Genomic DNA, 18,521 nt, shown 5'->3' with positions numbered 1-18,521 from the left:
ATGGGTTGATGAACGAGAAGAACGATCGCGCTGTCGGCAAGGCCGCCGCGACCACGCCGACAGGGCATTCGCAGCCAGGGGAAATCGACCGCTTCCTCGGAGCGGCGAAGCGGCTGGCGCCGCTGGCAACGGGCCAGGCCGGACGGCTGGTCTTCGCGCTCGACGCCACGATGAGCCGCCAGCCGAGCTGGGATCTCGCCTGTTCGCTGCAGGCGCGGATGTTCGAGGTCACCGGACAGAGCGGCGGGCTGGCCGTCCAGCTCGTCTATTTCCGGGGCATCGGCGAATGCCGGGCATCGGGATGGGTCGGCGAGCCCGAGCGGCTGACCGGGTTGATGCGCAGGATTGCTTGCGAGGGCGGGCAGACACAGATCGCCCGCGTTCTCCGCCATGTCCGTGACGAGGCTGCAAAGGTGCCGGTGCGCGCTTTCGTCTTTGTCGGCGACGCAATGGAAGAGGATGTCGATGCGCTGGCGACGCTGGCAGGAGAGCTCGGCCTGCGCGGCATCCGCGGCTTCGTTTTCCAGGAGGGGTTCGATCCCGCCGCGAGCGCGGCCTTCGCGACGATCGCGCGGCTGACCGGTGGCGCCCATGCGCGCTTCGACGTCGACGCGCCGGCCTCGCTGCTGGAACTCCTGCGCGGTGCGGCTGCTTATGCTGCCGGCGGCCGGGAGGCGATGTTGCGGCTCGCCGGATCGAGCCCGGCGGTGAAGGGGCTGATCGCCGCCATGGACGGAGGGCGCTAGTGGGTTTGCTCTACGGCGTCGCCGTCCTGATCCTGGTGTGGTGGCTGGCGAAGCTCTTCGCCGGGACCAATCCGAAGGCGCTGGCGCGGGTGATGAAGACGGTCGGCGGCGTCGCCTCGCTCGGCGTAGCCGGGCTGCTGATCGTGCGCGGCCGGATGGATATGGCGATCTTCCTCGGCGGCGTCGGCGCCTGGCTGCTCGGCTGGAGCGCGACCGGGCCGGGTGGCATCCGCTTTCCCTGGGCCGACAGGTCCGGGCCKACGGCGGGCACGACATCGAAGGTCGGCTCGACGCTGCTGGAGATGGAGCTCGACCACGACAGCGGCGCGATGACCGGCAGCGTCAGGGCGGGCACCTATGCGGGGCGCGCGCTCGACGGCCTGACGATGAGCGAACTCAGCGCGCTGATGCGTGAATGCCTGGCGCGCGATCCCGATGGAGCACGCCTGCTAGAGGCATATCTCGACCGCCGGTCGCCCGGCTGGCGTGAAGACGCTCAGCGTGATCGCGACGCGGGGCAGCGCGGCGCGCCGGGCGCGGGCGCGATGACGCAGCAGGAGGCCTACGAGATCCTGGGGCTTCAGCCGGGGGCGAGCGAGGAGGCGGTCCGCGAAGCCCACCGGGCTTTGATGAAGCGCATCCACCCGGATGCCGGGGGCACCAGCGGCCTTGCCGCTCGCGTCAACCAGGCCAAGGACGTCCTTGTGAAGCAGCGATAGCGAGGGGTGAGGGGAGTGCGTCTGCGACATGGCGTGAACTCCTTTCCCTGGCCGGTCAGCTCGCCTTGCGTCCTGACGGACGCAAGTTCGGCGATCTGTCTTTGCGATTGCGCATCGGATTCTCCCGAAAACCGGATTCCACTTTTGAGTCCGATGCTCAGCTGCGGGTGGCGAAGCAGGAGAAGCCGCCGCGCTTCAGCTGCGCGCATGCGTTCTGCGCGTCCTTGGGATCGTCGAAGCCGGCGAAGCGGGCGCGGAAGAGGGTGGAGCCGCCCTTCTCGACCTTCTCGGTGAAGGGCGAGGCGCTGGCGAGCGAGCCGGAAGCCTTGGCACGGGCGCGGGCCAGGATCTCCTTGGCCTTGCCCTCGTCATCGGTCGCACCGAGCTGGATCACCCATTTGCCGGAGGCGACGACGGCCGCCTGGTGTGACATGGCGGGGGCCGGCTCGGGAGCCTGCGCTTTCGCCGGGACAGTGTCTGCCTTGCGGGCCACGCTGGCGGCAGGCATCTCGGCCTTGGCCTCGGCGACCTTCACCGGCTCGGCGACGGGCTCCGGCGCCTTGGTGATCGAAGAGGTGACGTCGACATTCGCCGGCGGGCGCAGAACCTTGGCGTCGGCCGGCTGGGCGCCGATCGACCAGCGCATGGCGGACGGCGTCGTGGTCGCGGTGACCGGGCGCATGCCGGAGAGCTGCACCGGCTGGGCGCCCATGGCGACCGGGCGCGGCGGGGCGATCGGCGTCGTCGTCGGCATCGGGGCATAGGCGCGTGCGGCGGCCGGCAGCGGCTGCTGCTCTTCGGTCTGCTGGCGGGGGCGCGGAACCGGGATCGGCGCCGGCTCGGCGGCGACCTGCTGGACGGCCGCGGCGCGCGGGCGCTCCTCGAAGCGCGGACGCTCCTCGGGCTCGGGCGCCTCGGCGACCATCACCGACGAGCGGCCGCTGGTCGCGGCGCGCGGCAGGTTGGCCAGCACGAGATCGGTCATGATCTTGTCGCGCGAGGCGCCGGAGCGGCCGCCGAGCACGACGGAGACGACGTGCCGGCCGTCCGACTTGGCCGAGGTCATCAGGTTGAAACCGGATGCGCGGGTATAGCCGGTCTTGATGCCGTCGACGCCCTCGACCTTGCCGAGCAGGCGGTTATGGCCGCGGATGGTGCGGCTGCCGTACTGGAAGGCCCGCGTCGAGAACAGCGGGTAGTATTTCGGGAAGCGCTCCTGAATGGCGCGAGCGAGGATGGTGAGGTCGCGCGCGGTCGTCAGGTTCGGCGGCGAATGCGGCAGGCCGTGCGGGTTGTAGAACCGCGTCGAGCTCATGCCGAGCGAACGCGCCTTGCGCGTCATCTGCTCGGCGAAAGCTTCCTCGGAGCCGGCGATGTTCTCGGCGACGACGACGGAGGAGTCGTTGGCCGAGAGCGTGATCATGCTCTTGATCACGTCCTCGACCGCGATGGTCGAGCCGGGGCGCAGGCCGAGCTTGGTCGGCGGCTGCGAGGCGGCATAGGACGAGACCTTGAGCTCGGAATCCATCGAGAAGCGGCCGCGCTCCATCTGCTCGAACAGCATGTAGAGCGTCATGACCTTGGTCAGCGACGCCGGGATGCGCGCGGCATCCTCGTTGACCGCGTGCAGCGTGCGGCCGGTCCTGGCATCGACGACCATCGCCGCGTAGGGCGGCGTGTAGCCGCCGCCTGCAGCATGATGCCGGCGCTTGCGCGCCTCGGCCGGGGAGGAGGCCATCGTGGCCGCGACTGCGGCGATGCCGATCAGCCCGACAACGGCCCGCAGACGCGGCCGCTGAAACACAACGCAACCCAGAACCATGAACTCGCCTCGAACTCACTGTCGTTCCCGTCCCGCGCTCATTTTTCGTGGCACGCAGGACACAGTAGGGCGAGATTAGGAGGATGCGGTTACGGAGCCGTTAAAACTTGAACGGTTGCGACCGGAACGATCTGCGTTTGGTGCATTGCAGCGTCCTATTGACTTTCATGTTGCAATGCACAATATGCAGGCAGTCCCGGTGGTGAACTCTTCATACGACCTTGGGGCGACACGACGGCCGCTCTGGCCCATTCACTCTGAGGCGGCACCCGGGGTGCCAGGAGAGACGACCCATGATCCAGCAGTTTGAGACCATCCAGAAGGCCTCCAAAGAGAACGTCGATGCGGCCCTGAAGGCTTTCGGTGTTACCTCCAAGAGCGTCCAGACGATCGCCGTCGAGGCGACTGATTACGCCAAGAAGTCCTTCGAGGCTGGCACCGCCACGCTCGAGAAGCTCGCCGGCGTGAAGACCTTCGACAAGGCCCTGGAGATCCAGGCCGACTACATCAAGACCTCTTTCGAGGGCGCGGTCGCCCAGCTCACCAAGATGGGCGAGCTCTACACCGCTCTCGCCAAGGACGCCTACAAGCCGTTCGAGGGCATCGTTGCGAAGGCTGTCCCGACCGCTCCGAAGGCGTGATGCCGGCAGGCTGCCGCAAGGCAGCCTGATCTCGAGAGAGTTCGAGTTGCGTTTGAGAGCCCCGGCCCCCAAGGCTGGGGTTTTTCTTTGGGTCGTGTGGCTCCTCGTGTCCGAATGTCCGTTGAGGGTCGGTCGCTAGGAGACGGCACGCGAATTTTATCGGCATGGATCGTATAGGTGGTGCTCAAGCGTGAGGAAGCGCTTGAGCCCGATCTTGCGGGCCACCGAAAGTGACGCGTGATTGCCGCTATTTACCTGATATCGAGCGATGAGTCCGCATTCGGTCAGCACCGCCATCGCGCTGCGCACAACCCGCCCAGCGAGACCGCGACCGCGAAATGGTTCTGGAGTGACAACACCTCCAACCTCCCAAACACGGCCATAGCTTTCGAAGGCTATGCACACCGAGGCAAGCTCGCCACCGATATCAAGGTGGCAGACGAATGCCCTGCCGGAGCGGAGCAGAGGCAGCAGCCAGCCGCGGGAATGTCCTTGGGTCTCCAGCAAGTCGGTCGCCAAATCTTGGAGTTCGTCGCCCACACGGACACTTCCGTCGCGCGCGAATTCGGAGCCCGCAGTAAACGATTGGAAGGCGGCCTTGCGTTCGATTGGAAAGCGCGACGCGATCACCTCACGATCAACGGCGCTTGCGAGCTTGAAAACGATCGCCTGATCCCGTGGCATGACGCCGATCACCCGTGTGGTCATTGCAGCGTCATTGCTGCTGATGAGCGCAACCCTGGCTGCCGTAGGATATGTCTCCCGGTCATAGGAGCTTGCCTGCGTATCCAGGACCACGAGATGGGCAGCTGCTCCAGCGTAATTCGTGGCGCGATAACCGGTGGTGTACTCAGGGAAAGCGGCGAGCTGTTTCAGCAGGACCGCATTGCGCAAAGGCTCTCGTTCCAGATCGCCGATTAATTCGGTACGAGCAAGTGCGTATTCCGCCATTTAACTTCCGGCCAGGGTGTCGAAGCCGAATTGAAACTCAGATATCGAGTGTCCGCAACCGGTTGAGATCGGACCAAGCGAAAGGGCTCGATCCACTTTCGGGCCGTCGGATGGCTGAGGAGGACTAATTGAAAGACAGGGCATTCTACGCGTGGATTGCCGGCTTCGCGGTGGTCGTGGGCGTGCTGGTTTGGAGCCTCAGCCACGGCTCTTCGGAATATCCATCGATCGGAGGGGGCGGTTATGACCTCTCCGGCCTAGTCTACACCCTGATGCTGCTGGCATTCACGGGCCTCTGGTCGGTTGCAACGCTGCTAACCGGCTTGAACCACAGCGATGCAGGGATCCGACGTCGCGCGTTCATCTTGGCGGTCATCGGCCTCATCACCTTCTCGCTGTCGGTCATGATCTGGGGCAACAACCTGAGTTAGTGGGCCCGGCGGCGGGAGGCGCGCTGGCCGGCGGCCGACGAACTGACGAGGGGCTCCGTAGATATCCCTGCACTGGTTGATCGGCTTGCGTTACGCAAAATMACCACGCAGCGGATGAGATGTCGAGGGGATTTGGAAGCGCCAGCGTCGGCCCCCATAAGTGGACGCTCGAAACGTCGGCAACGGGTCGGAAGCCGACCTACAACGCTAAGCCGACAGCTTTCCGCATCATCACGACGGCGCATGGCCGTTTCCTCTTTTGAACCGATTGAAAACGCGGCCGGTTGGGCGCATTTCTAGGAGTGTGCGCCGCCGTCGCGGTGCCGGAGGTTTCGGTTCTCGCCATGCTCGACAAATCAGTGCCGCCCCGCACGCTCAAGCTCAACGCCGCCGACAACGTCGTCGTCGCCGTCGACCCGGTCGATGCCGGCGTGACGGCGGCGGGCGTTGAGGCGCTGAAGCGCATCCCGCGCGGGCACAAGATGGCGATCGCCCCGATCGCCAAGGACCAGCCGATCCGCAAGTTCGGCCAGATCATCGGCTTCGCAACAGCCGATATCGTGCCCGGCGAATGGGTGCACGAGCACAATACCGGCTTCCACGCCTTCGATCGCGACTACGCCTTCGCTGCGGAGGCGAAGCCCGAATTCGTGCTACCGATCGAGCAGCAGGCGACCTTCGAGGGCTTCCGCCGCGCCAACGGCAAGGCCGGCACGCGCAACTATGTCGGCATCCTGACCTCGGTGAACTGCTCGGCCTCGGCGGCGCGCTTCATGGCCGAGGAGGTGAAGCGTTCGGGCCTGCTCGACGACTATCCGAATGTCGACGGCGTGATCGCGCTCACCCACGGCACGGGCTGCGGCATCGACTATAATGGCGAGAGCTTCGAGGTGCTGAAGCGCACCACCTGGGGCTATGCCTGCAACCCGAACATGGCGGCGGTGCTGGTCGTCGGCCTCGGCTGCGAGGGCTTCCAGATCAGTCGCATGAAGGAAGCCTATGGCATCAGCGAAAGCGACGTCTTCCGCACGCTGACGATCCAGGAGACGGGGGGGACGAAGAAGGCCGTCGCCGCCGGCATCGACGCGCTGAAGACGATGCTGCCGATCGCCAACAGGGCGGTGCGCGAGACGGTGCCGGCCTCCGAGCTGATGCTTGCGCTGCAGTGCGGCGGCTCGGACGGTTATTCCGGCATCACCGCCAATCCGGCACTAGGGGCCGCCGTCGATATTCTCGTCGAGCATGGCGGCACGGCGATCCTCTCCGAGACTCCCGAGATCTATGGCGCCGAGCATCTGCTGACGCGCCGTGCCGCGACGCGCGAGGTCGGCGAAAAGCTCGTCGGGATCATCAAGTGGTGGGAGGATTATACCGAGCGCGCCCGCATGAGCATGAACAACAACCCCTCGCCGGGGAACAAGGCGGGCGGGCTCACCACCATCCTGGAGAAGTCGCTGGGCGCGGCGGCCAAGGGCGGCACCAGGACGCTCTCGGCGGTCTATCACTATGCCGAGCCGGTGACGGAGAAGGGCTTCGTCTACATGGACACGCCCGGCTACGATCCCGTCGCAGCCACGGGGCAGGTGGCCGGCGGCGCCAACATCCTCGCCTTCACCACCGGCCGCGGATCGGCCTATGGCTGCAAGCCGACGCCCTCGATGAAGCTCGCGACCAACACGCCGATCTACGAGAAGATGATCGACGACATGGACATCAATTGCGGCGATGTGCTCGACGGCGTCTCGCTGGAGCAGAAGGGCCGCGAGATCTTCGAGAAGCTGCTCAAGGTCGCCTCGGGCGAGAAGACCAAGTCCGAACAGCTCGGTTATGGCGATGCCGAGTTCGTGCCCTGGCAGATCGGCGCGACGATGTGAGGGCCGGGCGGGGCTCGCTCAGCCCTGCAGCAGCCTGACGCGCGTGCCCCAGGGGTCGAGGCTCTCGAACCCGCCGGACAGCGGCGTCGTCGCGATGCCGGCCGCCGCGAAGCGGTCGGCCTGAGCGGCCATAAGCTCCGGCTTTTCCGTCATCAGCGAGAACCAGGCGAGACCGGTGCTGCCGTCGTCGCGCCGCCCGGCGCCGGCGCTGTTCCAGGTGTTCAGCGCCAGATGATGGTGGTAGCCGCCCGAGGACAGGAAGCTCGCGGTATCGCGCCGGCTCGTCGGCGCCAGACCGAGCAGATCGCGATAGAAGCGGTCGCCCGCATCGACATCGCCGACACGCAGGTGGATGTGCCCGATGCGCAGCCCCTCCGGCGCCCTGATGTAGTCGCTCGCGCTCGTGTCGGTCAGCGACAGGATGTCGTCGACGTCGAGCCGATGCGTGCCCATGACGATGCGACCGTTGTCCCAACGCCAGCCTTCGGCAGGGCGGTCGGCATAGACCTCGATGCCGTTGCCTTCGGGATCGTTGAGGTAGACGGCCTCGCTGACGCTATGGTCGGCGAAGCCCGTCAGCGGCGTGCGATCGCGCGCGACATGGACGAGCCAGCGCGCCAGATCCCGCCGGCTCGGCATCAGGAAAGCGATGTGGAATAGCCCGGCGGAGGTGGGAGGCTCCAGCGCCGCGTCCGGCCGCGGCTCCAGCGTGAGCAGGGCGCCTTCGCTGGTGCCGAGGGTGACGGAGGCGGCGCCGCGCGCCAGCACGGACAGACCGATGACGTCGCGGTAGTAGCTGGTTACACGCTCGACATCGCGCACCTTGAGCGCCGCGGCGCCCACCCGGATCGGCGTCTTGCTGGCGAAGCCAGGCCCCGCTGCCGGCGCTGAGACCGGCCCGCCCTCGGCCCGGGCGGCGAAGGAGGCGGCGGCTGTGAGCGACGAGGCTCCGGCGAGTTGAAGCAAGGTGCGGCGGGCGAGGGCGCTGTTCATCGTTGGGAGGCTTTGCGCAGTGGCTGGATGCGCTTCAAGGCCATGAAATCTGGCGGCGTGCACCTCACAAGCGCGTGGGCGGATGTCGCCGGGCCGGCTTTTCGGGCAAGTCACGCCGTCGGGGAGGCCTCGTTTTCGGGCAAGTCTCGTTTTCAGGTTAGTCTTGGGGACGGAAAGCCTACGCTCCCAATTCTCGCCGCGCTCTGAACCGGATCGGTCCCGGCCGCGACCAAGAACCGGGCCGGCGCGGCCGTCGAGGCGGGCCGGCTTCTCTGTCATCGGTTGGGGACATCATGAAGACCGTGTTTCTCGTTACGATCCCGCGTGTTCTGCTCGGGCTGCTTTTCCTCGTCAGCGCCGTCGACGGCTTCTGGTGGCTGGCGACCGGGACCAATCTCATTCATCCGCCGACGAGCGAACGCGGGCTGGCCTTCGAGGCGGCGCTTCAGAACTCGGGCTTCATCTGGCCGATGGTCAAGGTGGTGAACCTCGCCGGGGGGCTGAGCCTGCTGCTCAACCTGGCGCCGGCTTTCGGCCTCGTGCTGCTTGCACCTATCATGACGGTGATCGTGTTCTTCCACCTCGTGCTGAACCCGCAGGGCATCCCCGTCGCGCTCATCATGACGGTGCTGGGACTGCTGCTTGTCTTCGCCTATCGCGATCGCTTTCGGGCGCTTTTCCGGTAGAAGCGACTTCCTGTCCGGAGGCTCCGGCCGACTCTCGCGTCATGGTCGGGCTTGCCCCGACCATCCACGTCTTCCATCGTCAATAGCGGTGTCCAAGACGTGGATGCTCGCCACGAGGGCGAGCATGACGGTTCAGCGACGCTCTCGGAAAACCTCTCAGATCGAGAAACCCTTGAGCCGGTCGCCGAGCAGGCCGATCCGCTCGGCCGCGACATTGGCGATGGCGATGCGCAGATGGTTCTCCTGCCCGGGACCGAAATAGGGGCCGGGCAGGGCGAGCACGCCGCGCTCCTCGACCAGCCGGCGCACCACATCGGCCGCCGGGGTGCCTTCGAAGGGGTGGGCGACATAGGCGAAATAGGCGCCTGCCGAGAGCACGCGCCAGTCGTTCAGCGGCGCCATCGCCTGACGGAACAGTGCGGCACGGTTGTTGATCTCGGCGCGGTTGCGCTCGCGCCAGTCGCGGATACCGTCGATGCCCCAGGTGACGGCAGTCTGTCCGGCCCGAACCGGGCTGATCTGGACGCAGTCGAGCACCTTGCTGATCTGGGCGAGGGCGGGGTCGCCGGCTGTGATGGCGCCGAGCCGCCAGCCAGGAACGGCATAGGCCTTGGAGAAGCTGTAGAGGCCGATCACGGAATCCTGCCAGCCGCTTGTGGCGAAGACCTCATGCGGCTTGGCAACTGTCGCCGGCAGGAAGTCGCGATAGGTCTCGTCGAGCACGAGCCAGATGCCGCGCCGGGCGCAGAGCGCGGCGAAGGCGGCGATCGTCTCGGGCGGGTAGACCGCGCCGGTGGGGTTGTTGGGTGTGACCAGTACGATCGCGCGGGTGTGATCGTCGATCAGCGCGTCGGCCGTCTGGGCGTTCGGCACGAATCCGGCCTCCGGCGCGCAGGGTAGCGGGCGGGCCTCGACGCCGACCATGGTCAGCGTCATCTCGTGGTTGAAGTACCAGGGCGTCGGCAGCAGCACGTTGTCGCCCGCGCGGGCGAGCGCCATCATCGTGACGACATAGGCCTGGTTGCAGCCCGAGGTGACGGCGATTTCGCCGGGGGCGAAGGACGCGCCGTAGACGCGCGAAATCTCCGCCGCATAGGTTTCGCGCAGCCCGGCGTCGCCGGTAATGCCGCCATAGCGCGTGGCGGCAGGATTGGCGGCGGCTTCGGCAAGCTTGTCGAGCAGCGCCTGAGGCGGCGGCGAGCCGGGGACTGCCTGCGACAGGTCGATCAGCGGGCCGAAGCGTCCGTCATAAGCCCGCGCCCAACCCTGCGCCTCGGGGATTGGCGGGGTCCCGGTGTCGATGAGATCGGGATTGAACGAGGCGGGTGCGGTCGTCGGCATGATCCGACTGGTTTGCGGCGTGCGCCCCGTTCCGTCAATCGCCTTGGAAGCGTCGCAAGCGCGGTCCATATCTGCAAGGCTTCCATTCAACCGAGCGGGCGGCCCCCATGCAGGACGAGACCGAGGACGCAATCGCCGAGCTCCATGCCATGCTCGACCGGGCGGACAGCATTCTCAGCTTCACCGGCGCGGGAATTTCGACGGAGTCGGGCGTGCCGGATTTCCGCTCGCCCGGTTCGCCCTGGATGGTCAACAAGCCGATCCCGTTCGAGGCCTTCGTGCAGAGCCGCGAAGCGCGCATCGAGGCCTGGCGCCGCAAATTCGCGATGGACGACCATTATCGCGAGGCTAGGCCCAATGTCGGCCACCGGGCACTGGCGCGGCTGGTGGCGGACCGGCGCTCCCCGGCCATCTTGACGCAGAATATTGACGGGCTGCACCAGGCCTCCGGCGTGCCGGCCGATCAGGTGATCGAGCTGCACGGCAACGGCACCTACGCCACCTGCCTCACCTGCGGCTGGCGGCATGAACTGGCGGCGATCCGCCCGGCCTTCGAGGCGAGCGGCGAGCCGCCGAGTTGCATGATGTGCACGGGGCCGGTGAAGTCGGCGACGATCTCGTTCGGCCAGGCGATGCCGCAGGAGGCGATGATGCGGGCGCAGGCGCTCACGCTGGAATGCGACCTCTTCCTCGTCGTGGGGTCTTCGCTGGTCGTCTACCCGGCGGCAACGCTGCCGGTGATCGCGAAGCGGCAGGGCGCCAAGCTCGTCATCCTCAACCGCGAGCCGACGGAGCTCGACCCGATCGCCGATCTCGTCATCCGCGCGGAGAGCGGAGTTGCGTTGCGGCGGCTCGCCTCCTGAGCCGAAGGGGTGTGACCCGTGCGGTCGGAGGCCGGCCCGACAGCGGCGCGAGCATGAGCGGGCTATTTCGGCAACACCGGAGCCCGCGGATGATGTGGACGACCATTTGCGGGCTGTATACCGAATCCGCAGCGATGCTATCGTGGCAACACGAATCAAGCGTTGTGCGTGGGGGTGAGCGGCACATGTCCGACGAATTCGGTGAGAGCGGGCGGCCACCGATGGGTCCCATCCAGTCACTCAACCGCGTCATGCGGCTCGATGGACCAAGCGGTCACGCTTCCGAGGTTCCGGTCGAGATCGCCGGCTACGTCAAATGGTTCGATGTCTCGAAGGGTTACGGCTTCGTCGTTCCCGAGGCGGGCGGTACCGATATACTCCTGCACGTCACCATTCTGAAGCGCGATGGTTTCAATACGATAGCGGAAGGCGCTCGCATTGTGCTCGAAGCGGTCGAGAAGAACCGTGGGCGCCAGGCTGTGCGGGTTCTTTCGATCGACACCTCCTCCGGGCGCCATCCCTCCGAGATGCCGATGGCGCGCACCAACGTCGCCGTGACGCCGACCAGCGGACTCGAGCGCATGGTGGTGAAATGGTTCAACCGGTTGCGGGGCTTCGGCTTCGTCTCGAAGGGCGAAGGCGCGCCCGACATCTTCGTGCATATGGAGACGCTGCGGCGCTATGGCCTCGTCGAGCTGATCCCGGGACAGACCGTACTGGTGCGCTACGGACCCGGACCGAAGGGGCTGATGGCCGCCGAGGTCCGGCTGGAGCAGGGCGGCGCTGCCGTTTCGCATTGACGAACCGCTAAGCATGACAGCGCAACCGTGGGTGTAGCCGACCTGTTGCTGGGGACTTCGCCGGCTATCGGCTTAAGCCGGCAGTCCGCTTTTACGCTTCCTCAATCGGCACGGTTATGATGAGGCCTTCTCGGGAGGCCTCCCCATTCTCGTTCTCGTCAGCGATCACGAAGGCCGGCGCCAGTCGCTACAGCGCACGCTCTCGCTTTGGGGAGCATGTTCGGCAACCGGTCCGGACGAGGTTAGCTCCGCCAGGGAGCGCGGACGGCTGCTCGTCGTCGATCTCGATCTGTCGGGCCGGGGCGCCATCGAGACGGCGCGCACCGTGCTGGCGCTCTATCGACACGCGGGAGCGCCCTGCCTTTTCTTGCTGAGAGACATGTCGCCGCGTTCCCAGACGCAGGCCCATGCACTCGGCGCGCGCGAGGTCCTGCCCGTCGATACGCCTCGGTCCGTTCTTCTGGACAAGGTCGGCAATTTGCTCGGCTCGGCCGCTCCGACGAGCGCCGGCGCCGGGATTCAGCGCCGTTTCATCGCAGCCTCGGCAGCGCTCGGCGATCTGCTCGACGCGGCCGCGAGCGATGGGCATATACCGATTGCGGCGATCAACGGCAGTGTCGAGGCTCTCAACCGGGCGGCCGAAGGCGGGGATCTCGACGCGTGGCTCGATCTCGTCTGGCAGCACGATGACGCCACCTATCAGCATTGCCTGCTCGTCTCGGGGCTGGTGGCCGCTTTCGCTCATCGTCTCGGATTCGGCGAAGCCGATCGGCGGCTGATCACCGGCGCGGCCGTGCTGCACGATATCGGCAAGGCACGGATTCCGCTCGATATTCTGCGCAAGCCCGGCAAACTAACGGCGCAAGAGCGCAAGATCATCTGGCAACATCCGCAGATCGGATACGACATGCTCGTGGCTCAAGGCGGGTTCGCACAGACGGTTCTCGCTGCGGTGCTCTCTCACCACGAATACCTCGACGGATCAGGCTATCCGCAGGGCTTGAGTGGAAAACAGATCTCCGATCCTGTCCGCATGATCACGATCTGCGACATCTACGCGGCGCTGATCGAACGGCGACCTTACAGAGCGCCGATGCCGCCCGAGGAGGCCTATGCCATCCTTATCGGCATGGAGAGCAAGCTCGACCTGGATCTGGTCCGCGTCTTTGGAGAGGTGATCGTCGCGGCATCCACCGCGCGGCTCGGGCGGCGTGTCGAGACGCGCACGGCACCCACACGTCGCTCCGGGAGTGTCGGCTAGTGCGCTAGACGGCGAAGGACGTCCCGCAGCCGCAGGAGCTCGTTGCGTTCGGGTTGGTGATGCGGAAGGACTGGCCGATCAGGTCGTCGACGAAATCGATGGTGCAGCCCTCCAGCAGATCGAGCGATGTTTCGTCGATCAGGACGGTGGCGCCGTCGCGCTCGATGACGAGATCGTCGGGCGCCTTCTCCCGGTCGACATCGAAGATGTACTGAAAGCCCGAACAGCCGCCGCCGGCGACACTGACGCGCAGCATCGAGCCCGGCGGCTCGTTTGCCATTACCGAGAGAATTCGTTTCGCTGCGTTTGCAGTCACCGCAATGCCGCGCGGATTGACCGCAAGATCGGTCGACATGGTCAGATGCTCCTTGCACCTTGGTTGCCGGGAAAGGTAATGGCCCGGCAGCGCCTCTACAAGCACGGGGCCGTGACGGGGCAGCCATGCCGCATCCACAGAGCCCGCCTTCCGGCTTCTCCTCGCCGCCCGGTATCGAGCCGGGAGAGCGCTGGCGCGCGCCTTATGCCTGCCGCTCCAGCACCAGCCGCGGGCGCCTTATCGGTGAGCCCGCCTCGGCGACGCGCGGCGAGTTCCAGCGCGACCGAGACCGCATCATCCATTCGACCGCCTTCCGCCGCCTGAAGCACAAGACGCAGGTCTTCGTCTCGCACGAAGGCGATCACTATCGCACCCGACTGACCCACACGATCGAGGTGGCGCAGATCGCCCGCGCCTTGGCACGCGCGCTCGGCCTCGACGAGGACCTGGCCGAGGCGCTGGCGCTGGCACATGACCTCGGCCACACGCCCTTCGGCCATACCGGCGAGGACGCGCTGGAAGAGTGCATGGCGGCCTTCGGCGGCTTCGACCACAACGCACAGACGCTGAGGATCGTGACGCGGCTGGAGCGGCGCTATGCCGATTTCGACGGGCTCAATCTGAGTTGGGAGACGCTGGAGGGGCTGGTCAAGCACAACGGTCCGTTGCTCGACCGAGAGGGCAGGCCGACTGCGCGTTATGCCAAGGCCGGCATCCCGGTCGCGATCGTCGACTACCAGCAGCGTCAGGATCTCTGGCTCGACAGCTATGCGTCGGCCGAGGCGCAGGCGGCGGCGCTGGCCGATGACATCGCCTACAACGCCCACGACATCGACGACGGCCTGCGGGCCGGGCTGTTCGGCCATGCCGAACTCCGAGCCGTGCCGTTCCTGGCGGAGCTGCTGGACGAGATCGAGCGGCTGCATCCCGGGCTGGAGCGGCCGCGCCTGACCAATGAGCTCGTCCGCCGGGTGATCACCCGATTCGTCGAGGACGTGATCCGGGAGGCGCAGGCGCGACTGGCGGTGCTGGCACCTGCCGACGCCGATGCGATCCGGCGCGCGGATGCGCCGGTCGTCGCCTTCTCGCCTGCGATCGAGGCTGCCGACCGCGACATCAAGGGATTCCTCTACCCCAACATGTACCGGCACCCGCGGATCGCGCCGATCAGGGAGCAGGCGGCGCAGGTGGTGCGCGAGCTGTTCGCCCGCTTCAGCGCCGATCCGGCTGCGATGCCGGAGGAGTGGGCGGCGGGCTGCGACGGGCTCGACGATCACCGCCGGATGCGCCGCATTGCCGACTATATCGCCGGCATGACGGATTGGTACGCGCTCGACGAGCACCGCCGCCTGTTTGACGTCACCCCCTCGCTGCGATAGGGCCGGGCGCCTGTACAAATATGTTCGAGCCTGGATGAGCCCTCATCCTGAGGAGCGCTTCGTCCAAGCGCGTCTCGAAAGATGCTCCGGGAGGCCCCGGAATCAGCTTGAGCATCCTTCGAGACGCGACTTGCGGCTGCTCCTCGGGATGAGGGCTCAGAGGCTTTCAACGGACAAGATGTGACCACGATGAACCTGTTCGAGATCTTTTCCGCCCGCCTCAATGCCGCGCTCTCGGCTCTTGCCGAGCGAGGCGCGCTTCCCGCCGGGCTCAACCTCGCGCGCGTCGTGGTCGAGCCGACCAAGGATCCGGCCCATGGTGACCTCGCCACCAACGCCGCGATGGTGCTGGCCAAGGATGCCGGCACCAATCCGCGCGCGCTGGCCGCGCTGCTGGTCGAGGAGCTGTCGAAGGATCCGGAGATCGTCAAGGCGGAGATCGCTGGCCCCGGCTTCATCAACCTGACGCTGCAGCCGGCCGTGTTCACCGCGGTCCTCAAGGCCGCGATCGAAGCCGGCATGGACTATGGGCGCGGCAAGCCGAGATCCGAGCCCCGGGTCAATGTCGAATACGTCTCGGCCAACCCGACCGGGCCGATGCATGTCGGCCATGGCCGCGGCGCCGTCTTCGGCGATGCGCTGGCGAGCCTGCTCGCCTTCGCCGGGCACAACGTCACCCGCGAGTACTACATCAACGATGCCGGCGCGCAGGTCGACGTGCTCGCCCGCTCCGCCTTCCTGCGCTACCGCGAGGCGCTGGGCGAGGATATCGGGGCGATCCCGGAGGGGCTCTATCCCGGAGACTATCTGAAGTCGGTCGGCGAGGCGCTGGCGAAAGCGCATGGCGCGGGGCTGAAGGACACGCCCGAGGCCGAATGGCTCCCGCTCGTCCGCAAGGCGGCGATCGACGGCATGATGGCGATGATCCGCGACGACCTTGCGGCGCTCGGCGTCGTCCACGAGATCTTCTTCTCGGAGCGCTCGCTCCAGAATGTCGACGGGAACAAGGACGCCGTCGCTGAGACGATCGAGGATCTGCGCTCGCGCGACCTTGTCTACGAAGGCCGGCTGCCGCCGCCGAAGGGCCAGAAGGACGAGGACTGGGAGGATCGCGAGCAAACGCTGTTCCGCGCCACGCAGTTCGGCGACGACGTCGACCGGCCGCTGCTGAAGTCGGATGGCAGCTACACCTATTTCGCCAACGACATCGCCTATCACCGCTCCAAGTTCGTCCGCGGCTTCTCCGAGATGATCGACGTCTGGGGCGCCGACCATGGCGGCTATGTCAAGCGCATGCAGGCGGCCGTTAAGGCAGTGACGGGCGGGCAGGGCTCGCTCGACGTCAAGCTCTGCCAGCTCGTGCGCCTGCTGCGCAATGGCGAGCAGGTGCGGATGTCGAAGCGCTCCGGCGATTTCGTGACGCTGCGAGAGGTCATCGACGAGGTCGGCCGCGACGCGGTGCGCTTCATGATGATCTTCCGCAAGAACGACGCGACGCTCGACTTCGACCTCGCCAAGGTGGTCGAGCAATCGAAGGACAATCCCGTTTTCTACGTCCAGTACGCGCATGCGCGCTGCGCCTCGATCTTCCGTCAGGCGCGCGAGGTTTTCCCCGATCTCGATCTCTCGTCGGAGGCGCTGGCCGGGGCCGATCTCGCGATCCTGACCGACGAGGCCGAGGTCGGGATCATCAAGGCGATCGCGGCCTATCCGCGAATCATCGAAGGAGCAGCGGCGGCTCACGAGCCGCATCGCGTGGCATTCTTCGTCCACGAACTGGCGAGCGCCTTCCACTCTTTGTGGAACAAGGGCAAAGACTCGCCGCAATTACGATTCGTTAATCAAACTGACCGAAAGTCGACCTTGGCAAGATTGGCGTTCGTGCACTCGGTGCGCAGCGTCCTTGCTTCCGGACTGGCTGTCGCCGGAGTTGCGGCGCCGGAAGAGATGCGCTGACGGTCGTTTTCCGGCGGCGCGCACGAGGTCAAGTTGACCGCACGGGGTATCGCCTTTTCCATAGGGGGAGGCAGCTTGTGCTGCAATGGATCGTACCATGAGTGAGCCCGCTAGGAATCGTTTCGCGCTCGATCTTGAAGATCTCGAGCGCCAGCTTCGCGGGGCGGGGCAGGCGCCGCGCGCCGGCCATGCGCCTGATCCGCTGGCGGAGCTGACCCGCATCGTCGGACAGGACGATCCGCTGAAGGATATCTTTGCCGAGCGTCGCGCGCCGGCCCCGCGGCCGGGTTCCCGGCAGGAGCCGAGCTTCGAGGTGGTGCCGCCGGCTCCTGCGCCAGCCGTGCCCGTGCAGGCTGCGCCGCCGGCGGAACTGCGTGGTGCGCTCGATGAATTCGAGGCGCTGTTGCGGCAGGCCGAGCCGAGACGGCAGGCGCCGGCTCCCGTAGCTCCGGTCGTGCCGCAGCAGATCCGTGCCGAGCCTCAGCACCACGATTACGACGTGCCCGAACCGCTGCCCTACACCCAGCCCGCGCCGATGCGGGGAGGCGTTCCGGCCCGCGACCTCGACGAGGAGGTCGGTGCCCATGCGATGCCGGCGGCCTATGACGAGGAGCCTGCGCAATATTCCTACGCGCAGGCCCAGCATTCCTATGGGCAAGCCCAGCACGGCGCTCCGGTCCACGAATATGCCGAGGACGATTTGCCGGATCTGGAGCCGCGCCGTTCGCGCAAAGGGCTCTGGGCGGCCGCAGCGGTCATTGCCGTCGGCCTCATCGGCGTCGGTGCGACCTTCGCTCTGCGCGGCGGCCCTGCGACCAAGGACGGCCAGCCGCCGATGATCACGGCCGATCGCGGCCCGGTCAAGGTCGAGCCCGCCAATCCGGGCGGCGCCGAGATCCCGAACCAGAACAAGCAGATCTACGAGCGCAATGCCGAGGCTCCGCAGGGCCAGAGCAAGCTGGTCAACAACGAGGAGCAGCCGGTCGACGTGCAGCAGGCTGCCCGCTCGATGCCGCCCCGCGTCGTCATGCCGGGGCCCGGTGCCGGGTCGGCCTTGGCTGCCGCGCCGAGCGCACCGGAACGCAGCATCACGCCGGCCGAGCCTGGCCTGACCCCGATGCCGCCTGTGCCGGGGCTCGGCGAGCCGCGCAAGGTCCGTACGGTTGCGATTCGTCCCGACGGAACGCCGGTTCCGGCCGGCATCGACAGCAATCAGCCGATCGCGACGGGCTCGGCCCCGAGCCGCTCGCTCGGTAGTGCCACGGCGAGCGCCCAGCCCTCGCCGCAGCGGTCGGCCGCCGGGGCTCCCGCTCCTGCCGCTCCCAAGGTTCAGGAGCGCGCGACGACCCCACCTGCCGCGACCACGCCGGCGGCTCCGACCCGTCTCGCCAGCGCTCCAGCGTCCGCCGCCCCCGATGCCGCACCGGCAACGGCCGCGGTACGCGCCGGCACCGGCGATTTCGTGGTGCAGCTCGGCGCACCGGGCAGCGAGTCCGAGGCCCGCGCCACCTTCGCCGCTCTGCAGCGGAAATATCCGCAGCAGCTCGGCGGTCAGTCGCCGATCGTCCGCAAGACGGAGCTGGCGGGCGGAAAGACCGTCTATCGCCTGCGCGTCGGACCCTATTCCCGCGAGGATGCGTCGACGATGTGCTCGGCGCTCCAGGCGGCTGGCGGGCAGTGCTTCATCTCGAAGAACTGAGCGCGCAGAACAGGTTGAAAATCGGGCGGCGGCATCCGCAGGG

Annotated in this window: 17 protein-coding genes; 12 read left to right on the top strand and 5 right to left on the bottom strand. The window is 66.9% G+C overall.

Annotation, left to right across the window (positions count from 1 at the left end):
- The first annotated feature begins 8 nt into the window (after positions 1 to 8).
- Together AC1DIN_RS14060 and AC1DIN_RS14055 are read left to right on the top strand one after the other, a co-directional pair.
- The gene (locus AC1DIN_RS14060; RefSeq protein WP_476810241.1) at positions 9 to 746 is read left to right on the top strand and encodes a VWA domain-containing protein; all 738 of its coding nucleotides are present in this window, start codon (positions 9 to 11) and stop codon (positions 744 to 746) included.
- A complete protein-coding gene (locus tag AC1DIN_RS14055) occupies positions 746 to 1,465 on the top strand; it encodes a DnaJ domain-containing protein (RefSeq protein WP_441470689.1) in 720 nt (239 codons plus the stop codon). Before AC1DIN_RS14060 ends, AC1DIN_RS14055 begins: the two co-directional genes overlap by 1 nt.
- A gap of 157 nt (positions 1,466 to 1,622) precedes the next feature.
- Here the strand turns inward: AC1DIN_RS14055 and AC1DIN_RS14050 are convergent, their stop codons facing one another.
- Positions 1,623 to 3,287 carry an SPOR domain-containing protein gene (locus AC1DIN_RS14050; protein WP_476810240.1) on the bottom strand — a complete coding sequence of 555 codons (1,665 nt, stop codon included), beginning with the start codon at positions 3,285 to 3,287 and terminating at the stop codon, positions 1,623 to 1,625.
- A 293-nt stretch (positions 3,288 to 3,580) separates the two neighbouring features.
- Here AC1DIN_RS14050 and AC1DIN_RS14045 point away from each other — a divergent pair, with 293 nt between their 5' ends.
- A complete protein-coding gene (locus tag AC1DIN_RS14045; protein ID WP_441470687.1) occupies positions 3,581 to 3,928 on the top strand; it encodes a phasin family protein in 348 nt (115 codons plus the stop codon).
- Positions 3,929 to 4,084: 156 nt separating this feature from the next.
- Here the strand turns inward: AC1DIN_RS14045 and AC1DIN_RS14040 are convergent, their stop codons facing one another.
- Positions 4,085 to 4,879: a GNAT family N-acetyltransferase gene (locus AC1DIN_RS14040; RefSeq protein ID WP_476810239.1), complete on the bottom strand. Its 795-nt coding sequence runs from the start codon at positions 4,877 to 4,879 to the stop codon at positions 4,085 to 4,087.
- Positions 4,880 to 5,007: 128 nt separating this feature from the next.
- Here AC1DIN_RS14040 and AC1DIN_RS14035 point away from each other — a divergent pair, with 128 nt between their 5' ends.
- Together AC1DIN_RS14035 and AC1DIN_RS14030 are read left to right on the top strand one after the other, a co-directional pair.
- Positions 5,008 to 5,310, top strand: coding sequence for a hypothetical protein (locus tag AC1DIN_RS14035; RefSeq protein WP_476810238.1), 303 nt, complete (start codon positions 5,008 to 5,010; stop codon positions 5,308 to 5,310).
- Positions 5,311 to 5,654: 344 nt separating this feature from the next.
- Positions 5,655 to 7,184, top strand: a complete 1,530-nt coding sequence (locus tag AC1DIN_RS14030; protein ID WP_476810237.1) for a UxaA family hydrolase — start codon at positions 5,655 to 5,657, stop codon at positions 7,182 to 7,184.
- Between the two features lie 18 nt (positions 7,185 to 7,202).
- On the opposite strand, the gene AC1DIN_RS14025 is transcribed toward AC1DIN_RS14030, so the two are convergent.
- Positions 7,203 to 8,177 carry a VOC family protein gene (locus AC1DIN_RS14025; protein ID WP_476810236.1) on the bottom strand — a complete coding sequence of 325 codons (975 nt, stop codon included), beginning with the start codon at positions 8,175 to 8,177 and terminating at the stop codon, positions 7,203 to 7,205.
- 293 nt (positions 8,178 to 8,470) lie between these two features.
- On the opposite strand from AC1DIN_RS14025, the gene AC1DIN_RS14020 reads away from it, so the two are divergent.
- Entirely contained in the window at positions 8,471 to 8,863 is a 393-nt protein-coding gene (locus AC1DIN_RS14020) for a hypothetical protein (protein WP_476810235.1), read from the top strand.
- A 156-nt stretch (positions 8,864 to 9,019) separates the two neighbouring features.
- Here the strand turns inward: AC1DIN_RS14020 and AC1DIN_RS14015 are convergent, their stop codons facing one another.
- A complete protein-coding gene (locus tag AC1DIN_RS14015; RefSeq protein ID WP_476810234.1) occupies positions 9,020 to 10,204 on the bottom strand; it encodes an aminotransferase in 1,185 nt (394 codons plus the stop codon).
- A 107-nt stretch (positions 10,205 to 10,311) separates the two neighbouring features.
- On the opposite strand from AC1DIN_RS14015, the gene AC1DIN_RS14010 reads away from it, so the two are divergent.
- The 3 genes from AC1DIN_RS14010 (at position 10,312) to AC1DIN_RS14000 (ending at position 13,128) form a co-directional block, all read left to right on the top strand.
- Positions 10,312 to 11,067 (top strand): SIR2 family NAD-dependent protein deacylase, encoded by a 756-nt coding sequence (locus tag AC1DIN_RS14010; RefSeq protein ID WP_476810233.1) that lies wholly within the window; start codon positions 10,312 to 10,314, stop codon positions 11,065 to 11,067.
- A gap of 185 nt (positions 11,068 to 11,252) precedes the next feature.
- Positions 11,253 to 11,867 carry a cold-shock protein gene (locus AC1DIN_RS14005; RefSeq protein WP_441470680.1) on the top strand — a complete coding sequence of 205 codons (615 nt, stop codon included), beginning with the start codon at positions 11,253 to 11,255 and terminating at the stop codon, positions 11,865 to 11,867.
- Positions 11,868 to 12,246: 379 nt separating this feature from the next.
- Positions 12,247 to 13,128 carry an HD-GYP domain-containing protein gene (locus AC1DIN_RS14000; RefSeq protein WP_476810232.1) on the top strand — a complete coding sequence of 294 codons (882 nt, stop codon included), beginning with the start codon at positions 12,247 to 12,249 and terminating at the stop codon, positions 13,126 to 13,128.
- Between the two features lie 4 nt (positions 13,129 to 13,132).
- Here AC1DIN_RS14000 and AC1DIN_RS13995 read toward each other — a convergent pair whose 3' ends face one another.
- Positions 13,133 to 13,483, bottom strand: a complete 351-nt coding sequence (locus AC1DIN_RS13995) for a HesB/IscA family protein (protein ID WP_306223936.1) — start codon at positions 13,481 to 13,483, stop codon at positions 13,133 to 13,135.
- Between the two features lie 86 nt (positions 13,484 to 13,569).
- On the opposite strand from AC1DIN_RS13995, the gene AC1DIN_RS13990 reads away from it, so the two are divergent.
- The 3 genes from AC1DIN_RS13990 (at position 13,570) to AC1DIN_RS13980 (ending at position 18,478) form a co-directional block, all read left to right on the top strand.
- Positions 13,570 to 14,823, top strand: a complete 1,254-nt coding sequence (locus tag AC1DIN_RS13990; protein WP_476810231.1) for a deoxyguanosinetriphosphate triphosphohydrolase — start codon at positions 13,570 to 13,572, stop codon at positions 14,821 to 14,823.
- Between the two features lie 189 nt (positions 14,824 to 15,012).
- Entirely contained in the window at positions 15,013 to 16,779 is a 1,767-nt protein-coding gene (gene argS / locus AC1DIN_RS13985; RefSeq protein ID WP_476810277.1) for an arginine--tRNA ligase, read from the top strand.
- 97 nt (positions 16,780 to 16,876) lie between these two features.
- Positions 16,877 to 18,478 carry an SPOR domain-containing protein gene (locus tag AC1DIN_RS13980; protein WP_476810230.1) on the top strand — a complete coding sequence of 534 codons (1,602 nt, stop codon included), beginning with the start codon at positions 16,877 to 16,879 and terminating at the stop codon, positions 18,476 to 18,478.
- Positions 18,479 to 18,521: the final 43 nt, after the last annotated feature.

It is taken from the genome of Allobosea sp. 05T438 (assembly GCF_056396025.1).
Note: the sequence above shows the minus strand (reverse complement) of the source record. Positions and strands in the feature narration are given on the sequence as shown.

Excerpts from the sequence above, each read along its gene's own strand:
- AC1DIN_RS14060 (WP_476810241.1), top strand. The coding sequence starts at position 9 with ATGAACGAGAAGAACGATCGCGCTGTCGGCAAGGCCGCCGCGACCACG.
- AC1DIN_RS14050 (WP_476810240.1), bottom strand. The coding sequence starts at position 3,287 with ATGGTTCTGGGTTGCGTTGTGTTTCAGCGGCCGCGTCTGCGGGCCGTT.
- AC1DIN_RS14045 (WP_441470687.1), top strand. The coding sequence starts at position 3,581 with ATGATCCAGCAGTTTGAGACCATCCAGAAGGCCTCCAAAGAGAACGTC.
- AC1DIN_RS14040 (WP_476810239.1), bottom strand. The coding sequence starts at position 4,879 with ATGGCGGAATACGCACTTGCTCGTACCGAATTAATCGGCGATCTGGAA.
- AC1DIN_RS14030 (WP_476810237.1), top strand. The coding sequence starts at position 5,655 with ATGCTCGACAAATCAGTGCCGCCCCGCACGCTCAAGCTCAACGCCGCC.
- AC1DIN_RS14025 (WP_476810236.1), bottom strand. The coding sequence starts at position 8,177 with ATGAACAGCGCCCTCGCCCGCCGCACCTTGCTTCAACTCGCCGGAGCC.
- AC1DIN_RS14020 (WP_476810235.1), top strand. The coding sequence starts at position 8,471 with ATGAAGACCGTGTTTCTCGTTACGATCCCGCGTGTTCTGCTCGGGCTG.
- AC1DIN_RS14015 (WP_476810234.1), bottom strand. The coding sequence starts at position 10,204 with ATGCCGACGACCGCACCCGCCTCGTTCAATCCCGATCTCATCGACACC.
- AC1DIN_RS14010 (WP_476810233.1), top strand. The coding sequence starts at position 10,312 with ATGCAGGACGAGACCGAGGACGCAATCGCCGAGCTCCATGCCATGCTC.
- AC1DIN_RS14005 (WP_441470680.1), top strand. The coding sequence starts at position 11,253 with ATGTCCGACGAATTCGGTGAGAGCGGGCGGCCACCGATGGGTCCCATC.
- AC1DIN_RS14000 (WP_476810232.1), top strand. The coding sequence starts at position 12,247 with ATGTCGCCGCGTTCCCAGACGCAGGCCCATGCACTCGGCGCGCGCGAG.
- AC1DIN_RS13995 (WP_306223936.1), bottom strand. The coding sequence starts at position 13,483 with ATGTCGACCGATCTTGCGGTCAATCCGCGCGGCATTGCGGTGACTGCA.
- AC1DIN_RS13990 (WP_476810231.1), top strand. The coding sequence starts at position 13,570 with ATGCCGCATCCACAGAGCCCGCCTTCCGGCTTCTCCTCGCCGCCCGGT.
- argS (WP_476810277.1), top strand. The coding sequence starts at position 15,013 with ATGAACCTGTTCGAGATCTTTTCCGCCCGCCTCAATGCCGCGCTCTCG.
- AC1DIN_RS13980 (WP_476810230.1), top strand. The coding sequence starts at position 16,877 with ATGAGTGAGCCCGCTAGGAATCGTTTCGCGCTCGATCTTGAAGATCTC.